The sequence below is a fragment of the Leucobacter komagatae genome, assembly GCF_006716085.1.
Lineage (GTDB): Bacteria > Actinomycetota > Actinomycetes > Actinomycetales > Microbacteriaceae > Leucobacter > Leucobacter komagatae.
In genome coordinates this window covers 2,492,553-2,512,689 of sequence record NZ_VFON01000001.1, presented here as the reverse complement: position 1 = coordinate 2,512,689, position 20,137 = coordinate 2,492,553, and the positions used below count along the sequence as shown (strand labels likewise).

Sequence of the window (20,137 nt, the reverse complement as noted above, 5' to 3'; positions counted from 1 at the left end):
CTCCTGTTGTGGGGTGTAATTACTCGGCGACTGCGACCAGCAGCTTCATGGCGTCGGCACGCTCGAGCCGTTCAAAGGCCTGCTGAACCCGGTCGAGCGGGATGATCTCGGTGATCAGCGTGTCGACGGGCATCTCACCCGCCGTGAGCAGCGCGGCTGCGCGCTCGAAGTCCTCGCGCTCGTACACGCGCGCGCCGAGGATTTCGAGCTCGCGCCAGAACATGCGGTGCAAGTTCATCGGCACGGGGTTCGGGTGGATCGCGACAATCACGATACGGCCCCGAACGCGGGCGAACTCGACACTCTGGAGCGCCGTCGGTGCAACACCGGCGACCTCGAATACGACGTCGGCTCCGGCACCCCCCGTTCGCTCTTCGACGAGCGCGACCGGGTCGAGCGAGAGCGGGTCAAGCGCTTCGATGCCCAGCTCCGCTGACACTTGACGCCGATCCGCATTCGGCTCAAACAGCACCACCTGTGCGCCCGTTGCCTGGGCGACCAGTGCGATCAGCTGCCCAATCGGGCCACCGCCAACAACCACAGCGAATTCGCCCGCGACGAGTCGCGCTCGGCGCACATCGTGGCATGCCACCGCGAGGGGTTCGATGAGCGCAGCATGTTCAAGCGACAGGCCCGCATCAAGTGCGACGACCGCGTGCGCCGGTACATTCCACAGCTCCTGCAGTGCCCCGGGGGTCTCAATTCCGATGAAGTCGAGGTTCTGGCAGATGTGGCTGTGACCCGCTCGACACGCGGGGCAGTCATTGCACGGGGCGAGCGGCATGACCGTCACCGGCTGGCCGATGGCAAGGCCGGTGACCCCTTCTCCCACGGCCGCAACCGTGCCGCTCATCTCATGCCCGATCGACTGCGGGGCAGAGACACGCGCGTCCATATGGCCATGGAAAATATGGAGGTCGGTACCGCAAATTCCGGCGTAAGCCACCTTGATCTGGACTTCGCCTGCGGCGGGCTCGGCGGCCTCGACCGCTTCAACGCGGAAGTCGCGTGCCCCTTGGTAGCGTGCTGCGCGCATCGGTGTTCTCCTTGAATGAAATGTTGTTGTGAGTGCTGGGTGGCCTGGCATTAGGCCCGGCTGCGGGCAGCGGCCAACTCGCCGCGCAGCCCCGCTCGCAGCGCGAGCATGTCTGTCGCCGCAGTGACGAACGTGAAGCCTTCGGCGGCACGCCGAGCAGCTGTCGCCCCGTCGGCGCAGTGAATACCGGCGATCTTGCCACGAGCGCGGGCCGCGCTCCTGACCCGCTCGATCGCGGTGTCGAGCTCAGCCACAACCTCGTCCTCGAACGGCACGCTGGCGCCGAGTGCCAGCGACAGGTCATAGGGACCGACGTAAACGCCGTCGACGCCGGGGACGTCAAGGATGGCTTCGACGTCTGCGAGCGCCTGCCGCGTCTCGATCATGACCAGAAGCGTGACGCCGGCATCGATGTCGGCCGGCGAACCACTGAAATGCTCGCCCAGGCGCGTCGGGCCCCAAGATCGTCCGCCGTCGGAGACCGGGTAGCGTGTAGCGCGCGCGGCCAGCTCTGCCTCGGCGACACTGTTGACAAGCGGAACGATAATTCCTCGGGCGCCAGCGTCGAGCATCCGGCCAATCTCTGCCGCGGAGTTCGCCACCACCCGCACGAACGGAGTTCCGCCCCCTGCGGTGATCGCGATCAGCGCGTCACGCGTTTCCGCGTAGCTCAGAAGGCCATGCTGTCCGTCGATGCACACGTAGTCAAATGGTTCGCGCGCGACCTGCTCGGCCGCAACCGCCGATGGGCTCGATATCCAGGCACCAAACTTCGGTTCTGCTGTTGTCATGTGTTTCGTCACTCCTTCGTGGTTCAGTCGGCGGCTAGAGCACCTGACTCAGGAACGTCCGAAGTCTGTGGGTCTGGGGCCTGTCGAAGATCTCCTCGGGAGTTCCCTCCTCGACGACGACGCCCTTGTCCATGAAGACCACGCGGTCGGCGACGGTACGCGCGAAGCCCATCTCGTGCGTGACGACGACCATCGTCATGCCCGATTCGGCGAGAGACGTCATGAGTGCGAGCACGCCCTTCACAAGCTCGGGGTCAAGCGCGCTTGTGGCCTCGTCGAAGAGCATCACTTCCGGCTCCATGGCTAGTGCTCTGGCGATGGCCACCCGCTGCTTCTGACCGCCCGAGAGACTCGCGGGCCGCGCGTCAGCGCGCTCTCGAAGCCCAACATCGGCAAGCCTGGCGAGCGCGAGTTCGGTGGCGTCGGCCTTACTCATCCGTCGAACCTGCCGAAGCGGTAGCACGATGTTGTCGAGCACAGACTTGTGCGGGAACAGGTTGAAGTGCTGGAACACCATCCCGACGCGTCGCCGCAGCTGGTCCACGTTGCTGCCCGAGACGTCTTCGCCCTTCAGCTTCACGACACCGCCACTCGGCTCCTCGAGACGGTTCATGCACCGCAGCACTGTCGACTTTCCACTGCCCGACGGGCCAATGATGCAGACAGTCTCGCCTGGGCGCACCCCGACGTTGATGTCGGTCAACACCTCGACGTGTCCAAAGCTCTTCTGCAGGCCGATGAGCTCGATGGCGAACTCGCTCGGTACTGCGGTGCTGGCGCGCTCGCTCATCGGGCACGCTCCTCTCCGGTGATATCGACGACGGCAGTTTTGAGGTCTTGTTCGGGGTCGAGGACCTTCTTCGCTGGCTTCCCGTTCCGGAGCCGGTTATCGATGAAGTTCACCAGGTGGGTAAGCGGAACGGTAATCACGAGGTAGAACAAACCCGCCAGCACAAGCGGCGAAAGGTTGCCTGTTTGCACGGCAGTGTCCTGGCCGACTCGGAAGAGATCGCGCTGCGTGGTGATCAGCCCGAGGATGTAGACGAGCGAGGTGTCCTTCACGATCGAGATGAACTGATTCACAAGGCTCGGCAGTACCTGGCGTGCCGCCTGCGGAACAACAACGAGTCGCATAGAAGCGCCGTACGACATTCCGAGCGCGCGGCTCGCTTCCATCTGCCCCTTATCAATTGCGAGGATGCCACCACGGAAGATCTCGCCGATGTACGCGCCCGCAATCAGGCTGAGAGCAAGGATCGCGAGGAAGTAGGGGTTACCGCCGGTGATGCCGCGAAGCGGCGCCGCGAGGCTGAGGCCGACGAGCAGGATCGTGAGGATCGCGGGGAGCCCGCGAAGGACGTCGGTGTACACGCGGGCAATCGCGCGGAGAATCCAGCTCCGGCTGACGCCGAACACAGCGAGCACGAGGCCAATCACCACGCCGATTGCAGTCGAGGTGAGCGCAAGGACCAGCGTGTTCCACAGCCCATACGAGAGGATCGCCGGCAGCGCCGTGAAGATCACCTCGCTGTTGAAGAATGAGTCGATGAAGTCGTTCAAGATTCCTCCTGGAATCGGTTGGTCCGGGTACGGCGGGAGCTCGCCCGCCACACCCGGTGCCCGAGTTACGGCTGGAACTTCTCCGCGAGCGGCTGGCCCGGGAAGTACTGCTCGAAAAGCTCCTTGTAGGTGCCGTCGGCGATAGCCTCGGCGAGCGCCTTGTTCAGCGCCTCGCGCAGCGCGTCGTTGCCCTTCTTGACGGGGAATCCGTGCGGCGAGTCTTCTGCGGGAACGTCGAACGCGAGTTCGAGCTTCATGTCGGGGTTCTGCGCGATGTAGTCATTTGCAACCGCGAGGTCGAAGAACTGCGCGTCAATTGTGCCGTTCTTCAGGGCGGCGAACGTGAGGTTATGATCCGTGAATCTCACGATCTCAGCGCCGTCGAAGTTTTCAGTCGCCCATTTATCCTGGAACGTCCCCTGGAGCACTCCGACCTTCTTGCCTGAGAGCGACGCCTGGTCCGTGATCCCGGTCCCTGGGGTGGTCATCACCGTGTAGTACGCAATGAAGTAGCCCTCGCTGAAGTCGACGGTCTTCTTTCGCTCTTCGTTGATCGAGACCGCCGACGACACCGTGTCGAGCTGGCCGTTGACGACGTTGGGAAGCAGGGAGGCGAACTCCATGCCCACGAACTCGGGCTTCAGGTCGAGCGACTCTGCCATGTGCGTCATGAGCTCAACATCGAAGCCCTTGAAGTTGTCACCCTCTGCGTAGGCGAACGGCTTCGACACCGTGTCCATGCCGACCCGGAGTTCACCGGGCGTGATGAGGTTGAGCTCATTGCCTGCAGCGTCTTCGCCCGCACCCGAGCCTTCGCTCGCACAGCCCGCCAGGGCGAGGGTAGCAACCGCGAGGGCGCCGATCGCGGAAAGGAGTTTTCGATTCTTCATGTGTGTTCTCTTTCTTGAGTGCGAACTCAGCGGTGAGCACGCGATTGATGAGTGGGTGGATTGAAGTTTCTCGGTCAGCCGAGCTCTGCGACGTACGCACCGATTCCATCGAGGGCCTGTTGGATCGTCGCTTCGTTCGCGGCAAAGGAGATTCGGATGAACCCCTCACCGCTCGCGCCGAAGGCGGTGCCGGGAATCACAGCGACGCGCTGGCGCTCGAGCAGCCCATTTGCGAACTCGTCGCTCCCCTGCCCCGTGCCGCGGACATCGGCGAACAGGTAGAAGGCGCCCTCCGGGGTGATGCAATCGAGGCCCGAGATCCCGCGGATTCCGGCGACGACGAGGTTGCGCCGACGCTCGTATGCTTCGACCATGCGAATCGTCGCTTCGTCGGGCCCCTCAAACGCCGCGATGCCGGCCCGTTGGATGAACACGGGAAGGCACGAGGTAATCCCTTCCTGCATGCGGGGCATGGGTTCAACCAGCGCCGCCGGGCCGACTACAAACCCGCTCCGCCAACCCGTCATTGCGTAGCTCTTCGACAACGAGTTCACGATGAGGAACCTCTCGAAGTTCGGGTCGATCGCAGCTACGGATAGGTGCTGACGCCCGTCGTAGACGATGCGGTCGTACACCTCGTCGGAGATAAGCACGAAGTTGCGCTCATCAGCGAGCTTTGCAAGCTTTCGCAGTTCCTCTTCGTCGATCATGACGCCGAGAGGGTTCGAGGGGGAGTTCACAAGGACCGCGCGGGTGCGTGGTGTCAATCGAGCCTCGACATCAGCTGCGGTGAGGCGGAACCCCGCTGCGGCAGAGAGCGGAACCTGAACGGCGTTTGCTCCGAGCATGTGAATCTGGCCGTGGTAGTTCGGGTATGCCGGGTCTGGGACCAGGATGTCGTCGCCGCGATCGAGGACCGCACTCAGCGCCAGAAGCAGCGCTTCCATCCCGCCAACGGCAACCATAACGTTCCGGTCATCGAGGGCGCGACCCCAACGGGCCGAGTAGTGGCGGGCGATTGCCTCGCGGAACTCTGGGATGCCAGCGTTCGCACTGTAGCGCGTTTCCCCCGCGCGCAGCGATGCAATGGCTGCCTCAACAATGTGCTCTGGGGTATCGAAGTCTGGCTCACCGACGGTGAGCTTTGTCACGCCTTCGTAGGCGGCAACGCGCTCAAACATCGCGCGGATTGCGGACGCCGGATAGTCGCTTGCGAGCTTCGACAGTGAGAACTCAGGTGACATGGAACGGATACCTCTTCGTTTCGTTCTGCAAAACGTACGTTTTAACTAGTGACAGCATACACCGACATATGCGCGATTACGCAAGATAGACTGGCGATGTATTTTGCAAGGCGCAACAAGAAGTTCAATTCGGCACATTCTGTGTACCGGGTGAGCCCGCCACACACCAGTCGCGACGCGCCATCCAACCGTCACCACAGCACCCCAGGAGCCACACGCAATGACGCAGCACCCACCCCCTCGTCACCCCCAACGGATTGGTAACGAGCTCGACCTCCCCGCCCTCAACGACGGGCCGAGCCCGATCTTGAGCGTCGACCGGGCCCTCCGTGTGCTGGCATGCCTCGCCGACTTTGACACCGACGGTGAGCCCCTCGGCGTCATCGCAGCACGTCTTGGTGAGGATAAGGCGAGCGTTCACCGTTCGCTTAACGCCCTAAAATACCGATTCTTCGCGACCCAAGACGCGCAGACTGGGAAGTACTCCCTGGGGCCGGCTGCGCTCGGCATCGCCGACATCTTCATCACCCGAAACGGGATGCGCCCAATGCTCCACCGGGCGCTCCTCACCATCTGCACAGAGATCGACGAGACAGCGCACGCGGCAATACCCGAAGGCCGCTTCGTGCGCTACATCGACAAGGTTGAGCCCGACCGCGACATGCGCGTGAGCTCGTACATCGGCGCCCGCTACCCAATGCGCAATACGGCGCTCGGAAGGGCTATGCTCAGCGTCGACTGCAACACCCCCGAGGAGCTCCTTCGGGTCACCGGAGACGAGAACGCTGAGCTCTGGCCTCGAATCTCAGAGGCAAGGGCACGAGGCTACGCGGTTGAGCATGAGGAGAACGAACCGGGCATCACATGCGTTGCGGTTCCCGTCATCTACGCGGGCCGCACCGTCGCCGCCGTCAGCGTGTCGGCACCCAGCTCGCGGATGGTCGGAAAACTCGACACTATCGGGCTTTCAATTCGCGATGCGCTGGCGAACGAACTCACCGACGGCTTCACGATGCCTGAGCCGAGCCTTTCGAGCCCCCGGCGCTAGCACGCGCGCGCAAGACAGGCTGGCTGCACCACTCACGTCGCTTCAGACGAGCGACTCGAACCGTTAGCTCGCGTCACCGACCCCGATTGCTTGCGCCTCGACGAGCTCAGGCGCAGCCTCGGCCGCTGTTCCTCCCCTAGGCGCGGGCGCGCCATGCTCTGCCCCGATATGTGCGAGGTGTTTCCCCGTGACGGCGAGCACCAAGATCGCCAAGAGCACGGCCGCCGCACCCATCCAGTACGGTGCCGACACCCCGAGCGCGGCGGCGATGGGGCCTGCGACCGCCGGGGCGATCGCGCCGCCAATAAACCGGACCCCCGAGTACGTTGACGAAGCAACGCTGCGCGGCAGGTCGGTCGCCTCCATCACTGCTTCCGTGAGCGCGGTGTTCATGACGCCAAGGAACAGACCGCTCGCGACGACGAGCACGACGAGCACCGGCAGGGAGACGGTAAACACCGCGAGCAGCACCAGACACACCGCGAACAGCGCAAGCGTCACGAACAGCACCGGGCGCAGCCCCAGGCGGCGGGTGAGCACTGGCGCAACGAGAACGGATGTGACCGCGAGCGCGAGCCCCCACCCGAAGAACACGAGCCCTAGCTCGTGCGCCCCAAACTCGAGCCCTGCCGCGTGAGCCGCGGCCTCAACCGGGTAGGGGCTGTAGGCCAGCAGCGTGAAGAAGCCGAAGTTGTAGCACACGGCCACGAGTGACAGTGAGAGCAGAGCGGGGTTTCCGAGCGCGCGGAAACTCGCCGTGATCGAGGGCGCGGCCGCACGGGCGGCGGCGCGCTCTGCCGCGCTCTGCGCGGGGAATCGCAGCAGCACGAGGATGGCAACGAGCGCGATCGCCATCAGGATCGCCGTACCGAAGAACGGCCCCCGCCAGGAGATCTCGCCGAGTGCGCCGCCGACGAGTGGGCCGACAGCCATTCCGATCCCGAGTGCCGCTTCATAGAGCACGATCGCTTGCCTGGACCCACCGGAGGCGGCCCCGACGATCGCGGCGAGCGCCGTCGAGAGGAAGAGCGCGTTGCCGAGCCCCCAGCCCGCACGGAACCCGATGATCGCGTCGACCGAGCCCCCGAGACCCGCGAACGCGGCGAACACCACGATGAGCGTGAGCCCGGCGATGAGGGTCCACTTCACGCCGATGCGGCCAGACACCCAGCTCGTGAAGAACATCGCGATGCCCGTGACGAACAGATAGCTCGTGAAGAGCAGCATGGTCTCGCTCGGGGTCGCGTCGAGCGCCGCGCTGATCTTCGGCAGGATCGGGTCGACGAGGCCGATGCCCATGAACGAGATGGCGCAGGCAAACGCGATCGCCCACACGGCGGTCGGCTGGCGGAAAATCGAGGCTTTGGGTTCGGTGGTATTCGTCGGGGTTCCTTTGTTCTGGTGTGCTGAGTTGGGGTGGTTGAAGCCGTCGCGTCTGAACTAGCTCACGTCGGCGATGCGGTGCATGATTTCGGCGGCCCGAGCGAGCGCGTTGAGGTCTGCCTCGTCGAACGCTGTGAGCGTCGGCGCGATAAGCGCCGCGGCGCCGTCCCGGTAGTCGGCGAGCGCCGCGCTCCCTGCGGCGGTAACACTCACGAGCATCGCGCGGCCATCGCTCTCGTCGGGGGTGCGGGTGACCCACCCCTCGCCCTCGAGCCGGTGAATGAGCGTGGTCATCGCCGGTTGCGTCACGCGCTGCGACGCGGCGAGCTCCGTGACCCGGGCACCACCCTCGCGTTCCAGGTCGGCGAGCACGCGCCAGGCGATCGAGGAGTATGTGACCCCCGGGATCCTGCTCGCCGCCCGGGTGAGCCTTGCCGCGGACCGCACGAGATCGAGCGCGAGCGCGCTGTGCTCGAGGGGCACCGGGGGCGCGAGGGGCTGCTGTTTGTTCGGTGTCGTCACGGACCCAGCATACACGATTTATATAGCACTGTTATGTTCTTTGTTTTCCTGAGCGCCGCCCAAGCGCCATCGCGTACGATCGCCCCATGAGCGAACGCGACGACGCAGCACGATCCGAACTTCTCGTAAGCGCCGAGGAGTTACACGCGCTCCTCGACGCCGAAGCGCACTCCGACGGGCCGCGCACGCGCGTGCTCGACGTCCGCTGGACCCTCGCGCACCCCTCGGGCCACCGAGATTTTCTCGCCGGCCACATTCCCGGCGCGGTGTACGTTGACCTCGAGTCCGAGCTGTCAGACCACGGGCCCGAATCCCTCGGCCGACACCCGCTCCCCGGTGGCGAAGCGCTCACCCACTCGGCCCGGCGCTGGGGCCTGCACCCCGAGGACTCGGTCGTCGCGTACGACGGCGGCGGCAACCTCGCATCCGCGCGCCTGTGGTGGGTGCTGCGCGACGCGGGATTTCCGCGGGTGCGCTTGCTCGACGGCGCGCTCCCCGCGTGGACGGCGGCGGGCTACGACCTCGAGACCGCTGAACCGAGCCCCGCGCCCGGCACCGTGATCCTCTCCCCCGGCCACTCCTCCGCGCTCGCCCTCGAAGCGGTCGGAGATTTCGCCCGCGAGCACACGCTGCTCGACGCGCGCGCACCCGAACGGTACGCGGGCGAGGTCGAGCCGCTCGACCCCGTCGCGGGCCACATTCCTGGTGCAGTGAGCTTCCCCGCCACGGCGAACCTCGACGGGGGAGGGAGGTTTCTCGGCACCGCCGAACTCCGCGAGCGGTTCTCCGAGGTCGTACCCGAGGGCGATCGCGTCGGGTTCTCGTGTGGCTCGGGCATCACCGCGAGTCACGCCCTCTTTGCCTACGCGCTCACGGGAGGCGAGGGCGCACTCTTCCCCGGGTCATGGTCTCAGTGGTCGAACCATCCCGAGCTCCCCGTCGCGACGGGCTATGCCCCCTAGGCGGACACCCAGCGCAGCACCTAGCGCAGCAGCACCGTCGCCAGAAACAGGATCGGCACGCAGCCGATCGTTGTAATGAACACCGTGTCTCGCGCCACCGTCTCGCCCACCCCAAATCGCTGCGCGTAGTTGAAGACGTTTTGCGCCGTAGGGAGGGCCGCGAGCACGACCACGATGAGCGTCTCGTGTGACCCAAGCCCGAACACGGCCGTCGCGAGAATCCAGGCGAGCGCCGGCATCACAAACAGCTTCAGCGCACTCGCGAGAATGACCTCACCGCGCTGCCCAGCGGCCCCGAGCACTCGCTGCCCGTGCAGGGAGACGCCGTAGCTGATGAGCAGCACGGGCACACACGCGTTCGCGATGAGCTCGACCGGCGCAAACACCATCTCGGGCAGCTCGACCCCGAACACCGAGACCAGCACTCCGAGCGCCGAGCCCAAGATGATCGGGCTCACGAGCGCCCTGAGAACAGCGCTCACACGGAACTTTCCGCCCGCTGCGACCTCAAGAATCGACAGCGCTACGGGCGTGAGCACGAGCAGTTGGAACAGCACGACCGGCGCCGGATACGCGGCGCTCCCCAGAATGTAGAGCGACAGCGGGATGCCGATGTTGCTCGAGTTCACCTGCCCGGCCGAGAGCGCGCCGATCAGCGCCTCGCCGGCGGGTCGGCGCCAGACGAGGCGGGCGACGAGCGCATAGATGAGGATCACGGTGAGCGCCGCAATCGCCGAGACCGGGAGCAGCGAGGAGAACAGTGCGCTCGCGTCGGCCTTCGAGAGCACAACAAAGAGCAGCGCTGGCGACAGCACCCAGTAGACGAGCTTCGCGAGAGTTCCTCGGGCCGAGGCATCAAGCACCCCGGTCTTTCCGAGCACCCAACCGATGAAGATCGCAAACCCAACGACGACAAAACCTGTCAGTGCGTGGGTCATTGGCGATCCTCCGTGCGTGGCCGGGCTGGGGCCAGCCTACTCCGGTCGCCCACTCGGCCACGGCGCCGGGCTTCGACCCCGAGCGCCGCGCCGCCCTCCCCTAACCCCCGAAGACGCCGAGCTTGCCGTAGTGCGCGGCAAGCAGGTAGTACACGGTGAGGCGCTGCTTGTGCCCGGGGACCTGGTCTCCGACGGTGGCAATCGCCTCGTCGATCGAGGCGTCAGAGTCGGTCACCCCAAGCTTGCCCTTCACAAAGTTCTCGCGCACCAGTGCGAGCTCAGCGGAGTCACCATAGGAAACGAGGCGAGCGTCGGCATTTTGTAGCGCAAGCGCGTACACCTTCTCCATCTCGCCGACGACCGCCGCGCTTGCGCCCGGGGCGTACTTCTGAATGTCTTCGAGAGCGCTCATATGAACGGATCCTTCCTAGAGAAGCTGTCCCCCACCTTTGGAGAACCTTTCCCATTCTGACCCGCCCGCGACGAAAGGAACAGGGGCAAACGAAGAGGGGCCTGGTTTCTGTAAACCAGGCCCCTCCGCGCTACCGAATTACTTACCGGTGTAGTAGCTATCCGCAACGTCGAGCGCTGCATCGATGATCTCGAGTCCCCTCACGAGGTCCTCTTCGCTGATGACAAGCGGCGGCGCGATCTGCAGGCGGTTGCCAGCGGCGAACGGCCACAGGCCAGCGTTCTTGCACGCGGCGATGACCGCGTTGTAGGCGTCGCCCGCGAGCGGCTCGCGGCTGTCGCGGTTGGCGACGAGCTCGAGCGCCCAGAACATGCCGGTGCCGCGGTACTCGCCGACCGACTTGTGCTTCGCGGTGATCTCGCGCAGGCGGGGCTCGATGACGCGCGCTGCGAGGTCGCGAACGCGCTCGATGATCCCCTCCTCTTCGAAGATGTCGAAGGTCGCAACGCCAGCCGCGCACGCAAGCGGGTGCCCGCTGTAGGTGAGCCCGCCGGGGAACGCCTTGTCGACGAAGGTGTTGTGGATCTCGTCGGAGATCACGACGCCACCGAGCGGCACGTAGCCCGAGTTCACGCCCTTCGCGAAGGTCACGAGGTCGGGCTTCACGTCGAAGCCCTGGTACGCGAACCACTCGCCGGTGCGGCCGAAGCCAGCCATGACCTCGTCGCAGATGAGTACGATGCCGTAGCGGTCGCAGAGCTCGCGAACGCCGGTGAGGTAGCCGGGCGGCGGCACGAAGATGCCGTTGGTGCCGGTCACCGTCTCGAGGATAATCGCGGCGATCGTGTTCGGGCCCTCGAGCTGGATCGTGTGCTCGAGGTGCGTGAGCGCGCGCTCCGCCTCCTGCTCCGGGCTCTCCGAGTAGAACTCGGAGCGGTACTGGTACGGGCCGAAGAAGTGCACGACGCCCGCGTCGGGGGTGCCGTTCGGCCAGCGGCGGGCCTCACCCGTGAGAGTGATGGCCGTCGCGGTCGAGCCGTGGTACGAACGGAAGCGCGCGAGCACCTTCTGGCGGCCGGTGTGGTGGCGTGCCATGCGCACCGCGTACTCGTTCGCCTCGGCGCCGCCGTTCGTGAAGAACACGGAGCGGGCGCCGTCGAACGACTTCTCGACGATGCGCTTGGCGAGCTCGCCGCGCACGTCGTTCGCCATCGCGGGCTGGATCGTGGCCATGCGGCCAGCCTGCTCCTGGATCGCACGCACGAGGCCGGGGTGCTGGTGCCCGAGGTTCAAGTTCACGAGCTGCGACGAGAAGTCGAGGTACTCGGTGCCGTCGTAGTCCCAGAACCGCACACCCTCGCCCTTCGCGACGGGAAGCGGGTTGATCTGCCCCTGCGCCGACCACGAGTGGAAGACGAAGTTGCGGTCGTTCTCGCGCACGGCGCGCTGAGCGTCGGTGTCACCGAACGCCTGCTCGGCGCCGTCGAGGTCGATGTAGTCAGCCATGTCTGTCTCTCCTAACCCTGCGGTCGCTTAGCCGTTGCTCGGGAAGCCGAGGTCGACCTTCGACTGGTCGGGGTTCGGCCAGCGGGTCGTGACGACCTTCGAGCGGGTGTAGAAGTGCACCGACTCGGGGCCGTAGATGTGCGAGTCGCCGAACAGCGAATCCTTCCAGCCGCCGAACGAGAACGAGCCAACCGGAACGGGAATCGGCACGTTGATGCCGACCATGCCAGCCTCGACCTCGAACTCGAACTGGCGCGCGAGGCCACCGTCGCGGGTGAAGATTGCGGTGCCGTTGCCGAACTGGTGGTCGTTGATGAGCTGGAGGCCCTCTTCGTAGGTGTCGACGCGGACGACGGCGAGCACGGGCCCGAAGATCTCGTCGCGGTAGACCTTCGAGTCGGTCTTCACGTGGTCAATGAGCGAGACCCCGGTGAAGAACCCGCCGCCCTCGAACTTCGACTCGCGGCCGTCGACGACGACAACGCCGCCCTCGGCCTCGGCGCCGGCAACGTACGACTCAACGCGATCCTTCGCCTCCTGCGTGATGAGCGGGCCCATCTCGGAAGCGGGGTCAGTGCCGTCGCCGATCTTCAGATCCTTCATGCGGTCTGCGATCTTCTGAACGAGCTCGTCGCCAACGCCGCCAACAGCCACGACAACCGAGACCGCCATGCAGCGCTCGCCAGCCGAGCCGTACGCAGCCGACACGGCGGCGTCAGCCGACATGTCGAGGTCAGCGTCGGGCATCACGATCATGTGGTTCTTCGCGCCGCCCAGCGCCTGCACGCGCTTGCCGTTCGCTGCGGCGCGCTCGTAGATGTACTTCGCGATCGGGGTCGAGCCGACGAAGCTGATCGCCTTGACCGAGGGGCTGTCGAGCAGCGTGTCGACGGCAACCTTGTCACCGTGCACGACGTTGAGCACGCCGTCAGGCAGGCCTGCCTCGCGGAACAGGTCGGCGATAAAGACCGAGGCGGAGGGGTCGCGCTCCGACGGCTTCAGCACGACGGTGTTGCCGCAGGCGATCGCGGACGCGATCATCCACAGCGGCACCATCACGGGGAAGTTGAAGGGGGTGATCGCCGCGACAACGCCGACGGGCTGCTTCACCGAGTGCACGTCGACGCCGGTGGAAACCTGCTCGTCGCGCTCACCCTTCAGCAGGTGCAGGAGGCCCGAAGCGAACTCGACGTTCTCGAGGCCGCGAGCGATCTCGCCGGCGGCGTCCGAGAGGACCTTGCCGTGCTCGCTCGTGACGATTGCCGCGAGCTCGGGGGTGCGCTGCTTGAGCAGCTGACGGAGGTTGAAGAACACGTCGGCGCGCTTCGTGAGGCTCGTCTTGCGCCACATGGGAAGCGCGGCCTGCGCTGCTGCGATTGCCTGCTCGACAGTGGCTACCGAAGCGATGCCGAGCTCGTGCTGCTGCTCGCCGGTTGCCGGGTTGTAGATGGGCTGGGTCCGCTCAGCGGCCTCGATCTTTTCGCCGCCGATGACGTGGGGGATGTGCGCCATTGTTGCTCTTCCTCTTCGAATAGGTGGTTACCACGCAATGTGTTCGGGCAGGGGAACCCGTATGATTCTCAGTATTTCAGCCAAGTTTCACGAGGGCATCCGGCAAAGTATCGCGACTTCAACACTTTTCCGTACACTTTGTATGTGAGCGAATCTGCGGAACCGTACCCGAGCGTCCGAGACGTGCTCGGCATCGCCGAGCTCGCGGCGGGCGCACCCGAGCTTGTGACTGGCGAAACCGGCCTCGACCGGAGGGTGCGCTGGGCTCACGTCGTGGCCGGTAGCGAGGCGCCAGCGCTGCTCGACGGCGGCGAGCTCGTGCTCACGACGGGCGCCGGTTGGCCAGCGGCCGGGCTGAGCGCGCTCATGCGCACCCTCGTCGACACCGGCCCCGCCGCGATCGTGTTTGAGCTCGGCACCCACTTCGACGAGACCCCACCAGAGCTCGCCGCGGCGTGCGTCACGAGCGGCGTTCCCCTCATCGTGCTGCACCGGGTCGTGCGGTTCGTGCAGATCACACAGCGCGTGCATCAGCGCGTACTCGCTGCACAGAACGAGGCGCTTGAGGCACGCGCCGAAGTGCACGCGATGCTCACCGAGCTCGGCTTGAACCGCAGCCCCGTCGACTACGTCGTGGATCGGATCGCCGCAACCCTCGGCGCCCCAGTCGTGCTCGAGGATGCCGGTCACCGCGTCGTCGCGTGGTCCGGCGGCGACGCCCGGGTGCTTGAGCACTGGGCTGGATCAGCTCGTCGAGCGCCCGGGCGCGATCCTGAGCTGCCGCAGGGCGCAACCCGGGTGCCCGTCGAAGCACAGGGCACCCGGTGGGGCCTGCTCACGGCGCTCGCTGGGCCCCCGCATCCGGCGGGCCGCGAAACCGTACTCGAGCTGGGCGCGTTCGCCCTCGCCCTCGCGCGGCTCGCCGACGCCGACGGCGACACCTGGCTCGACCTCGGATCGAAGCGGCTGTTCAACGCAGCGCTCTCCGGCCGTTTCACGGGCGAGCGTGAGCTTGCGAGTCAGCTCGCCGCTGCGGGCCTGCCCGTAGCTGGGCGGGCGCTCATGAGCGCGACGCTTACGGGCGTCGGCGACTTCGGTGCGCACGAATCGCTCGAGGCGGCGATCCTGCAGACAGCGCTCAGGCGTGCGGTCGCCCCCGAGGGCAGCGTCGTCCTCGCTCCCGCAGAGCAGGGCGTTGGGGCGCCGCGGACGCTGCTCGCGCTCATGTCGTTTCCGCGCGAGGATCCCCGTCTCGGCGAGATCCTCACCGCGCAGCAACACCCGCTCGCGACGCGGCTCTCGCGCGAGCTTGCGATGATGCTTCCCGAGACCACACCGACCGGTTGGCGCGCTCACCTGAGCATCGGGGTCGCCGCGGCCGGGCCGCGCGCGCTTATCGCCTCGCTTGAGCGAATCGCACAGGCCGGCACCTCTCCCGCCGCACCCCCTGCGCTCGCACCGGCCGCGCACCCACGCGTAACCGTGCAGCTCGCGGAGGAGCGGCCGCTCGCCTACCTCATTCGCGGCCTCGCGGGCGCGCCCGAGGTACAGGAGTTCGCCGAGGGGCTGCTCGCGCCCCTGTTCGCGCACGATCGCGGCTCCGGCCCAGGCCACACGGGCGACCTCACCCTCGTGCTCGCGGCGTACCTCAAACACCCAACGAACCGCTCGCTGGCCGCGCAGCGAGCGCGGCTCTCGCGCTCGGTGTTCTACCAGCGGATCGCGCTCATAGAAGAGCTGACGGGTGCGGATCTCGCCGACGGCGAGACAATCGCGGCGCTCACGGTTGCGCTGCTCGCACGGGGCGAGTTCTGAGCGGGGTCGCGCCACCCTGGCCACGCGGCTACGGCGCTGCGGCGCTGCGGGGCTACGCCAGCGGTGAGCCGCCGCTCCACAGCGCGGTGTAGTCGTGGCCGAGGTCGCGCACGAGTCGGCGGAGCTCGGGCAGCGAGAGCCCCATAACGCAGCTGGGTGCGCCCTCGATCTTCTCGATAAACGCGCCGGCGAGGCCGTCAATCGCGAACCCGCCCGCAAGCTTCAGCGGTTCGCCGGTCGCAACGTAGCGCGCGAGCTCACCGTCAGTAACATCGGCGGCGAGAGTGACGGTCGCCGTGTCTACGCCGCCGACAGCGGGCAGCTCGGCCACCTCGGGTGCGGGGGAGGATCCGCCGGAGCAGTCGATGACCCAGTGTCCGGAGTGCAGCACGCCCGTGCGTCCGCGGTGCTGTTTCGAGCGCTCGAGCGCGATCTCGGGCATGTGCGGCTTGCCGAGCACCTCGTTGCCAAGCAAGAACATTGAATCGCCGCCGAGCACGAGCCCGCCGCCAAGCGCCGCGATCTCGTCACCGTAGCGCCGCACCACGTCCTCAGCTTTCAACCGGCCGAGGTACTCGGTCAGCTCAGGCGCCGTGAGCGCGCGGCCGAGCTCGGCCTCTCGCGTTCGGACCTCAGCGTCTTCGTCGACCTCTGGGGCGAAGCATGCCGGCTCAATTCCGGCTCCCCGGAGCACCGAAAGGCGGGCGGGCGAGGTCGAGGCGAGGATCAGGCGCATACCCACAAGCCTATGCAATGCACCAACCGTTCAACTGCCCGAATCGCATTATGTCGTCCGGTGGGGTTACCTTTGTCGTATGAAGATTTCACGCAGGGCCACACTGACAACGTCCATCCTCCTTGCCGGGGGCCTCGCGCTCACCGGGTGCAGTTCCCCCGCAGCTCCGGCTGACGGCGGCTCGTCGACGTCGCAGGAGGCCCCCGCGAAGGGCGGCGCTCTCACGCAGGATAACTTCGCGCAGCGCATCGCTGACGCGCAGTTCGCCGCGGGCTCCGTTCACATGAGCATGCAGATGGGCGACTCGGTCGAGGGCTCCATCGAGGCCGACATGGTGATCGACAAGGATCCGAAGAAGATCCAGATGCAGATGACGATGGATCAGGCTGGCGTGAAGGGCGACATCCGCCTCGTCGACGGCAAGATGTACATGAACATGGGCCCGCTCTCGGGCGACAAGTTCTTTGACATGTCGACGATGCCGGGCGGCGCGGGCGACATCGGCGCCATCCTTGACCAGGTCAACCCGGGTTCACAGGTTGAGGGCTTCGGCGACGCACTCACCGATTTCGTGGCCGACCCCAACGGCCCCGAGATCGACGGTGTGAAGACCACGCAGCTCACCCTCACGCTCGACACGCGCAAGATGTTTGAGGCTCAGGGGCCGCAGGAGGGCGTCGACATTGACACGCTCGTGTCGACTCTTGGCGAGTCGATGGTCTACGACATGTTCATCGGCTCCGATGACCTGCCCCGTCGCATCGTCATGCCGAACGTCGGCGGCATGGGCACCGGCACCCAGGAGTACACGAAGTGGGGCGAGCCCGTGAAGATCGAGGCTCCCGCGAAGGATCAGATCGCGGACGCCTCGGCGCTCCAGGGCTAACCCGTTCGACAGGCAAAGCGGGGGTGAGGCGGATTTCCGCCTCACCCCCGCTTTTCTACTCAGGAGCCCGTACCGTGGCTAGCGAATCTGGAAGCTCCGAGCGATCTCGTTGTTCTCGCTCTGCACAAGAACCGTGTACGCGCCAACCCCGAGCTGAGTATTGGTCGTTGCCGACCAATTCCCAGCAGCGTTCGCGGTACCCGAGCCGAGCTCAAGGCCCGACACGTTCGAGCGCAGCACAACCTTCGCGTGCGGTTCCGCAAGCCCAGTGAACGTGACCGGGCCAGGGTTCACGGTCGCGCCCTGCGCGGGCGTCACTACGGTGAGGTGCCCGACAACGGGAGTGTCCTTGACGCGGAATCCACGGTCGACGGTGATGCCGCCGTTCTTCACAACGACTCGATACGTGCCCTCACCGAGCGCATTGGTTGTCGTCGCGGTCCATGAACCTGCCCCATTCGCGATTCCCTGGCCGAGCAGCGAGCCGCTCACGTTTGAGCGAAGCTCGACAGTGACTCCGGGGTCGGCAATACCCGTGAACGTGACACGGCCACTTGGAACGGTTGCCCCTTCTGACGGAGTGAGCACGTTCAGGACCGTTCCGACCTGCTTCTCGGCGATTGTGAACTGACGGTCCACGGTCTGGTTGCCCGACTTCACCTGGAAATAGTACGTATCAACGCCAAGCTGCCGGTTTACCTGCACCACCCAGTTCCCGCTCGTGTTCGCCGTTCCGATTCCGAGCAGCGAACCCGTGGTCCTTGACCGAAGCTCAATTTCAGCACCAGCGCCGGCAGTGCCAGTGAAGGTGACAGTACCCGGCGCCAGTGTTGCCCCGTTGGCAGGGCTTGTGACAGTCAGGGGGGCCGTCACCGGGTTCTCACCAACGGTAAAGGAGCGGGCGACCTCAAGGGTGCCATTTTTCACCACAATCGTGTACTCGCCAGCACCAAGCTGACGATTCACATCAACGGCCCACGCCCCACTCGCCAACGCAGTACCCGAACCCAGCAGACCACCCGAAACATTCGAACGCAGCTCGATCTTCGCGCCAGCATTCGCCGTACCTGTGAAGGTCACCGTCCCAGGAAGCACGCGAGCGCCCTGCGCGGGTGCGGTCACAGCGAGCTCAGGCTTTGGCGCCGGAGCAGCGACGGAGAAGGAGCGAATCACCTCAAGGGTGCCGTTCTTCACCACAATCGTGTACTCGCCAGCACCAAGCTGGCGATTCACGTCAACCGTCCACGCACCACTCGCAGACGCGGTCCCCGAACCCAGCAGACCACCCGAAACATTCGAGCGCAGTTCGATCTTCGCGCCAGCATTCGCCGTACCTGTGAAGGTCACCGTGCCCGGCTGAACGCGCGACCCCGCGATCGGGTTCACGACCTCAAGCTTCAGCTGGGGAGCAGGAGCCTCGACGCTAAAGGAACGAGCGACCTCGAGCGCACCATTCTTGACCAGGATCGTGTAGTTCCCAGCAGCAAGCTGACGGTTCACGGGCACACTCCATGTCCCATTCGCCGCAGCGGTCCCGGTTCCCAACATGTTTCCGGTCTGGTTCGAGCGCAGCTCGATCGTCGCGCCAGCATTTGCTGTGCCCGTGAACGTCACCGTGCCCGGCTGAAGCTTCGCACCCTCAGCGGGGGTGAGCACCTGCAGCGCCTCGTCAGTGACACCGGGGTTGATCTCTACTGTTGCCGTTGTAACGTTCGAACCCCGGCCAGTCTGTGTGGCAGTGAACGACAGGTTCTTCTTGGCAACACCTGCGACGTTGATCGTCCAGATGCCATTCGACGCGACAGTGGCTGTACCAAGTACGCCCGAAGCTCCCTGCTGGGTCAGCACGACACTTCCGCCGGGGACACCACGGCCTTCAAACCGCAGTGTGCCACCATTGTGCATCTGACCTGCGGCAGGCGCGACGATCACGACTGCCGAGCCGTAATCTGCCTGCACATCAACGGTGCCTGGCACAGTGGATCCGCTCACGACCTGCTTGACTGTGTAGTTCTGCACACCACCAGCGTTCGGAGCGTCAAGGGCGATCGAGTATGCTCCGGTCGTTGCGTTCGCAACTGTCGTCTTGTGGCGGATGACTCCCTGCCACAGCTCAACCGTCGCGCCACGCTCAGCCTTGCCCGATACCGTGGCGCGCTCGGAGAGGTCTGCCTCGAAGGCCACGCTCGCACTGAGCTGAGCCGCCCCGAACTCAACCACCAGGTTGCTCGTCCCCGTCACAGCACCGTTCACACGTTGCTCAACAAATAGGTTGTTCGTCCCGATGTTCAGGCCGGTGACGTTCACGCTCCAATTGCCCTGGGCGGCGACTTGCGTCGGCTGTGCGCCGTTAATGGTCACCGTAGCACCGGGTGTACCGTTGCCCGTGACGAGAGCGGATCGAGCACTGTCGTCCTTTGAGTCCACGCGCGCAGAGAAAGCAATCGGTGCGACCTCGGGCGAGAGCTCACTCATCCTCAGGGCATTTACGGCCTTGTCGTCTCGAGCGTCAAGCCAAGAATCGGGGTGACGTCCGCGCCAAGACAGACCCTTCCCATTTGGCGCGGTCACAACGCCCGTGGGACTGATCTGCCACATCTGCAGGACACCGCCATTGCATGGCATGAGGTTGACGATGGTCGACGCGGGAAGGATGCTGAGGCACTGCCCGGATTCAGCGATAATCGGGCCCGCCTCGTTGTTCGCCGGAGGGTACGAGAACGAATCCGTCAGCTTTGTCACGTCCGCCAAGCTTCCCATGGGCGCCTGGGCCAGTCCCTCCGGCCCGTCCTGGAGCGCACTGTAGCGCATCCCAGCTTGCGACGGGCTCTCGAAGATCCACTTCCCCTGCAGGCGGGGTCCTGAGGCAAGAGCCTCCGGAGCCGCCTCTACTGGG

At 65.6% G+C, this 20,137-nt stretch carries 18 protein-coding genes; 4 read left to right on the top strand and 14 right to left on the bottom strand.

Going from position 1 to position 20,137, the window contains the following annotated elements; all coding sequences use genetic code 11:
- Positions 1-19: 19 nt before the first annotated feature.
- From FB468_RS11485 to FB468_RS11460, 6 genes are all read right to left on the bottom strand, one after another.
- Positions 20-1,036, bottom strand: coding sequence for a zinc-dependent alcohol dehydrogenase (locus FB468_RS11485; RefSeq protein WP_141887463.1), 1,017 nt, complete (start codon positions 1,034-1,036; stop codon positions 20-22).
- Positions 1,037-1,086: 50 nt separating this feature from the next.
- Positions 1,087-1,827 carry an HpcH/HpaI aldolase family protein gene (locus tag FB468_RS11480; RefSeq protein WP_141887462.1) on the bottom strand — a complete coding sequence of 247 codons (741 nt, stop codon included), beginning with the start codon at positions 1,825-1,827 and terminating at the stop codon, positions 1,087-1,089.
- 34 nt (positions 1,828-1,861) lie between these two features.
- A complete protein-coding gene (locus tag FB468_RS11475; protein WP_141887461.1) occupies positions 1,862-2,617 on the bottom strand; it encodes an amino acid ABC transporter ATP-binding protein in 756 nt (251 codons plus the stop codon).
- Positions 2,614-3,390, bottom strand: coding sequence for an amino acid ABC transporter permease (locus tag FB468_RS11470; RefSeq protein WP_246055967.1), 777 nt, complete (start codon positions 3,388-3,390; stop codon positions 2,614-2,616). The genes FB468_RS11475 and FB468_RS11470 overlap by 4 nt, the downstream gene beginning before the upstream one ends.
- 62 nt (positions 3,391-3,452) lie before the next feature.
- Positions 3,453-4,277 (bottom strand): ABC transporter substrate-binding protein, encoded by an 825-nt coding sequence (locus FB468_RS11465; protein ID WP_246055856.1) that lies wholly within the window; start codon positions 4,275-4,277, stop codon positions 3,453-3,455.
- A 74-nt stretch (positions 4,278-4,351) separates the two neighbouring features.
- Positions 4,352-5,521 carry a pyridoxal phosphate-dependent aminotransferase gene (locus tag FB468_RS11460; RefSeq protein WP_141887459.1) on the bottom strand — a complete coding sequence of 390 codons (1,170 nt, stop codon included), beginning with the start codon at positions 5,519-5,521 and terminating at the stop codon, positions 4,352-4,354.
- Positions 5,522-5,741: 220 nt separating this feature from the next.
- On the opposite strand from FB468_RS11460, the gene FB468_RS11455 reads away from it, so the two are divergent.
- Complete coding sequence (locus FB468_RS11455; protein WP_141887458.1) at positions 5,742-6,569, top strand: IclR family transcriptional regulator; 828 nt, start codon at positions 5,742-5,744, stop codon at positions 6,567-6,569.
- A 63-nt stretch (positions 6,570-6,632) separates the two neighbouring features.
- On the opposite strand, the gene FB468_RS11450 is transcribed toward FB468_RS11455, so the two are convergent.
- Both FB468_RS11450 and FB468_RS11445 read right to left on the bottom strand, forming a co-directional pair.
- Positions 6,633-7,925 (bottom strand): MFS transporter, encoded by a 1,293-nt coding sequence (locus FB468_RS11450; RefSeq protein ID WP_246055966.1) that lies wholly within the window; start codon positions 7,923-7,925, stop codon positions 6,633-6,635.
- 84 nt (positions 7,926-8,009) lie between these two features.
- Entirely contained in the window at positions 8,010-8,474 is a 465-nt protein-coding gene (locus FB468_RS11445; protein ID WP_246055855.1) for a MarR family winged helix-turn-helix transcriptional regulator, read from the bottom strand.
- Between the two features lie 86 nt (positions 8,475-8,560).
- Between FB468_RS11445 and FB468_RS11440 the strand changes: the two genes are divergently transcribed.
- The gene (locus FB468_RS11440) at positions 8,561-9,436 is read left to right on the top strand and encodes a sulfurtransferase (RefSeq protein ID WP_141887457.1); all 876 of its coding nucleotides are present in this window, start codon (positions 8,561-8,563) and stop codon (positions 9,434-9,436) included.
- Positions 9,437-9,456: 20 nt separating this feature from the next.
- Here FB468_RS11440 and FB468_RS11435 read toward each other — a convergent pair whose 3' ends face one another.
- The 4 genes from FB468_RS11435 to FB468_RS11420 all read right to left on the bottom strand — a co-directional run bounded on the left by FB468_RS11435 (position 9,457) and on the right by FB468_RS11420 (position 13,804).
- Positions 9,457-10,374 carry an AEC family transporter gene (locus FB468_RS11435; protein ID WP_141887456.1) on the bottom strand — a complete coding sequence of 306 codons (918 nt, stop codon included), beginning with the start codon at positions 10,372-10,374 and terminating at the stop codon, positions 9,457-9,459.
- Positions 10,375-10,474: 100 nt separating this feature from the next.
- The gene (locus FB468_RS11430; protein WP_141887455.1) at positions 10,475-10,786 is read right to left on the bottom strand and encodes a DUF2853 family protein; all 312 of its coding nucleotides are present in this window, start codon (positions 10,784-10,786) and stop codon (positions 10,475-10,477) included.
- Positions 10,787-10,924: 138 nt separating this feature from the next.
- Positions 10,925-12,292, bottom strand: a complete 1,368-nt coding sequence (locus FB468_RS11425) for an aspartate aminotransferase family protein (protein ID WP_141887454.1) — start codon at positions 12,290-12,292, stop codon at positions 10,925-10,927.
- Positions 12,293-12,319: 27 nt separating this feature from the next.
- Entirely contained in the window at positions 12,320-13,804 is a 1,485-nt protein-coding gene (locus FB468_RS11420; protein WP_141887453.1) for a CoA-acylating methylmalonate-semialdehyde dehydrogenase, read from the bottom strand.
- A 144-nt stretch (positions 13,805-13,948) separates the two neighbouring features.
- On the opposite strand from FB468_RS11420, the gene FB468_RS11415 reads away from it, so the two are divergent.
- The gene (locus FB468_RS11415; RefSeq protein ID WP_141887452.1) at positions 13,949-15,619 is read left to right on the top strand and encodes a PucR family transcriptional regulator; all 1,671 of its coding nucleotides are present in this window, start codon (positions 13,949-13,951) and stop codon (positions 15,617-15,619) included.
- Positions 15,620-15,671: 52 nt separating this feature from the next.
- Here FB468_RS11415 and FB468_RS11410 read toward each other — a convergent pair whose 3' ends face one another.
- Positions 15,672-16,355, bottom strand: a complete 684-nt coding sequence (locus FB468_RS11410) for a Maf family protein (protein WP_141887451.1) — start codon at positions 16,353-16,355, stop codon at positions 15,672-15,674.
- Positions 16,356-16,434: 79 nt separating this feature from the next.
- Here FB468_RS11410 and FB468_RS11405 point away from each other — a divergent pair, with 79 nt between their 5' ends.
- Positions 16,435-17,241: an SCO4651 family lipoprotein gene (locus tag FB468_RS11405; protein WP_141887450.1), complete on the top strand. Its 807-nt coding sequence runs from the start codon at positions 16,435-16,437 to the stop codon at positions 17,239-17,241.
- A 78-nt stretch (positions 17,242-17,319) separates the two neighbouring features.
- Here FB468_RS11405 and FB468_RS11400 read toward each other — a convergent pair whose 3' ends face one another.
- Positions 17,320-19,983, bottom strand: coding sequence for an Ig-like domain-containing protein (locus tag FB468_RS11400; protein ID WP_141887449.1), 2,664 nt, complete (start codon positions 19,981-19,983; stop codon positions 17,320-17,322).
- Positions 19,984-20,137: the final 154 nt, after the last annotated feature.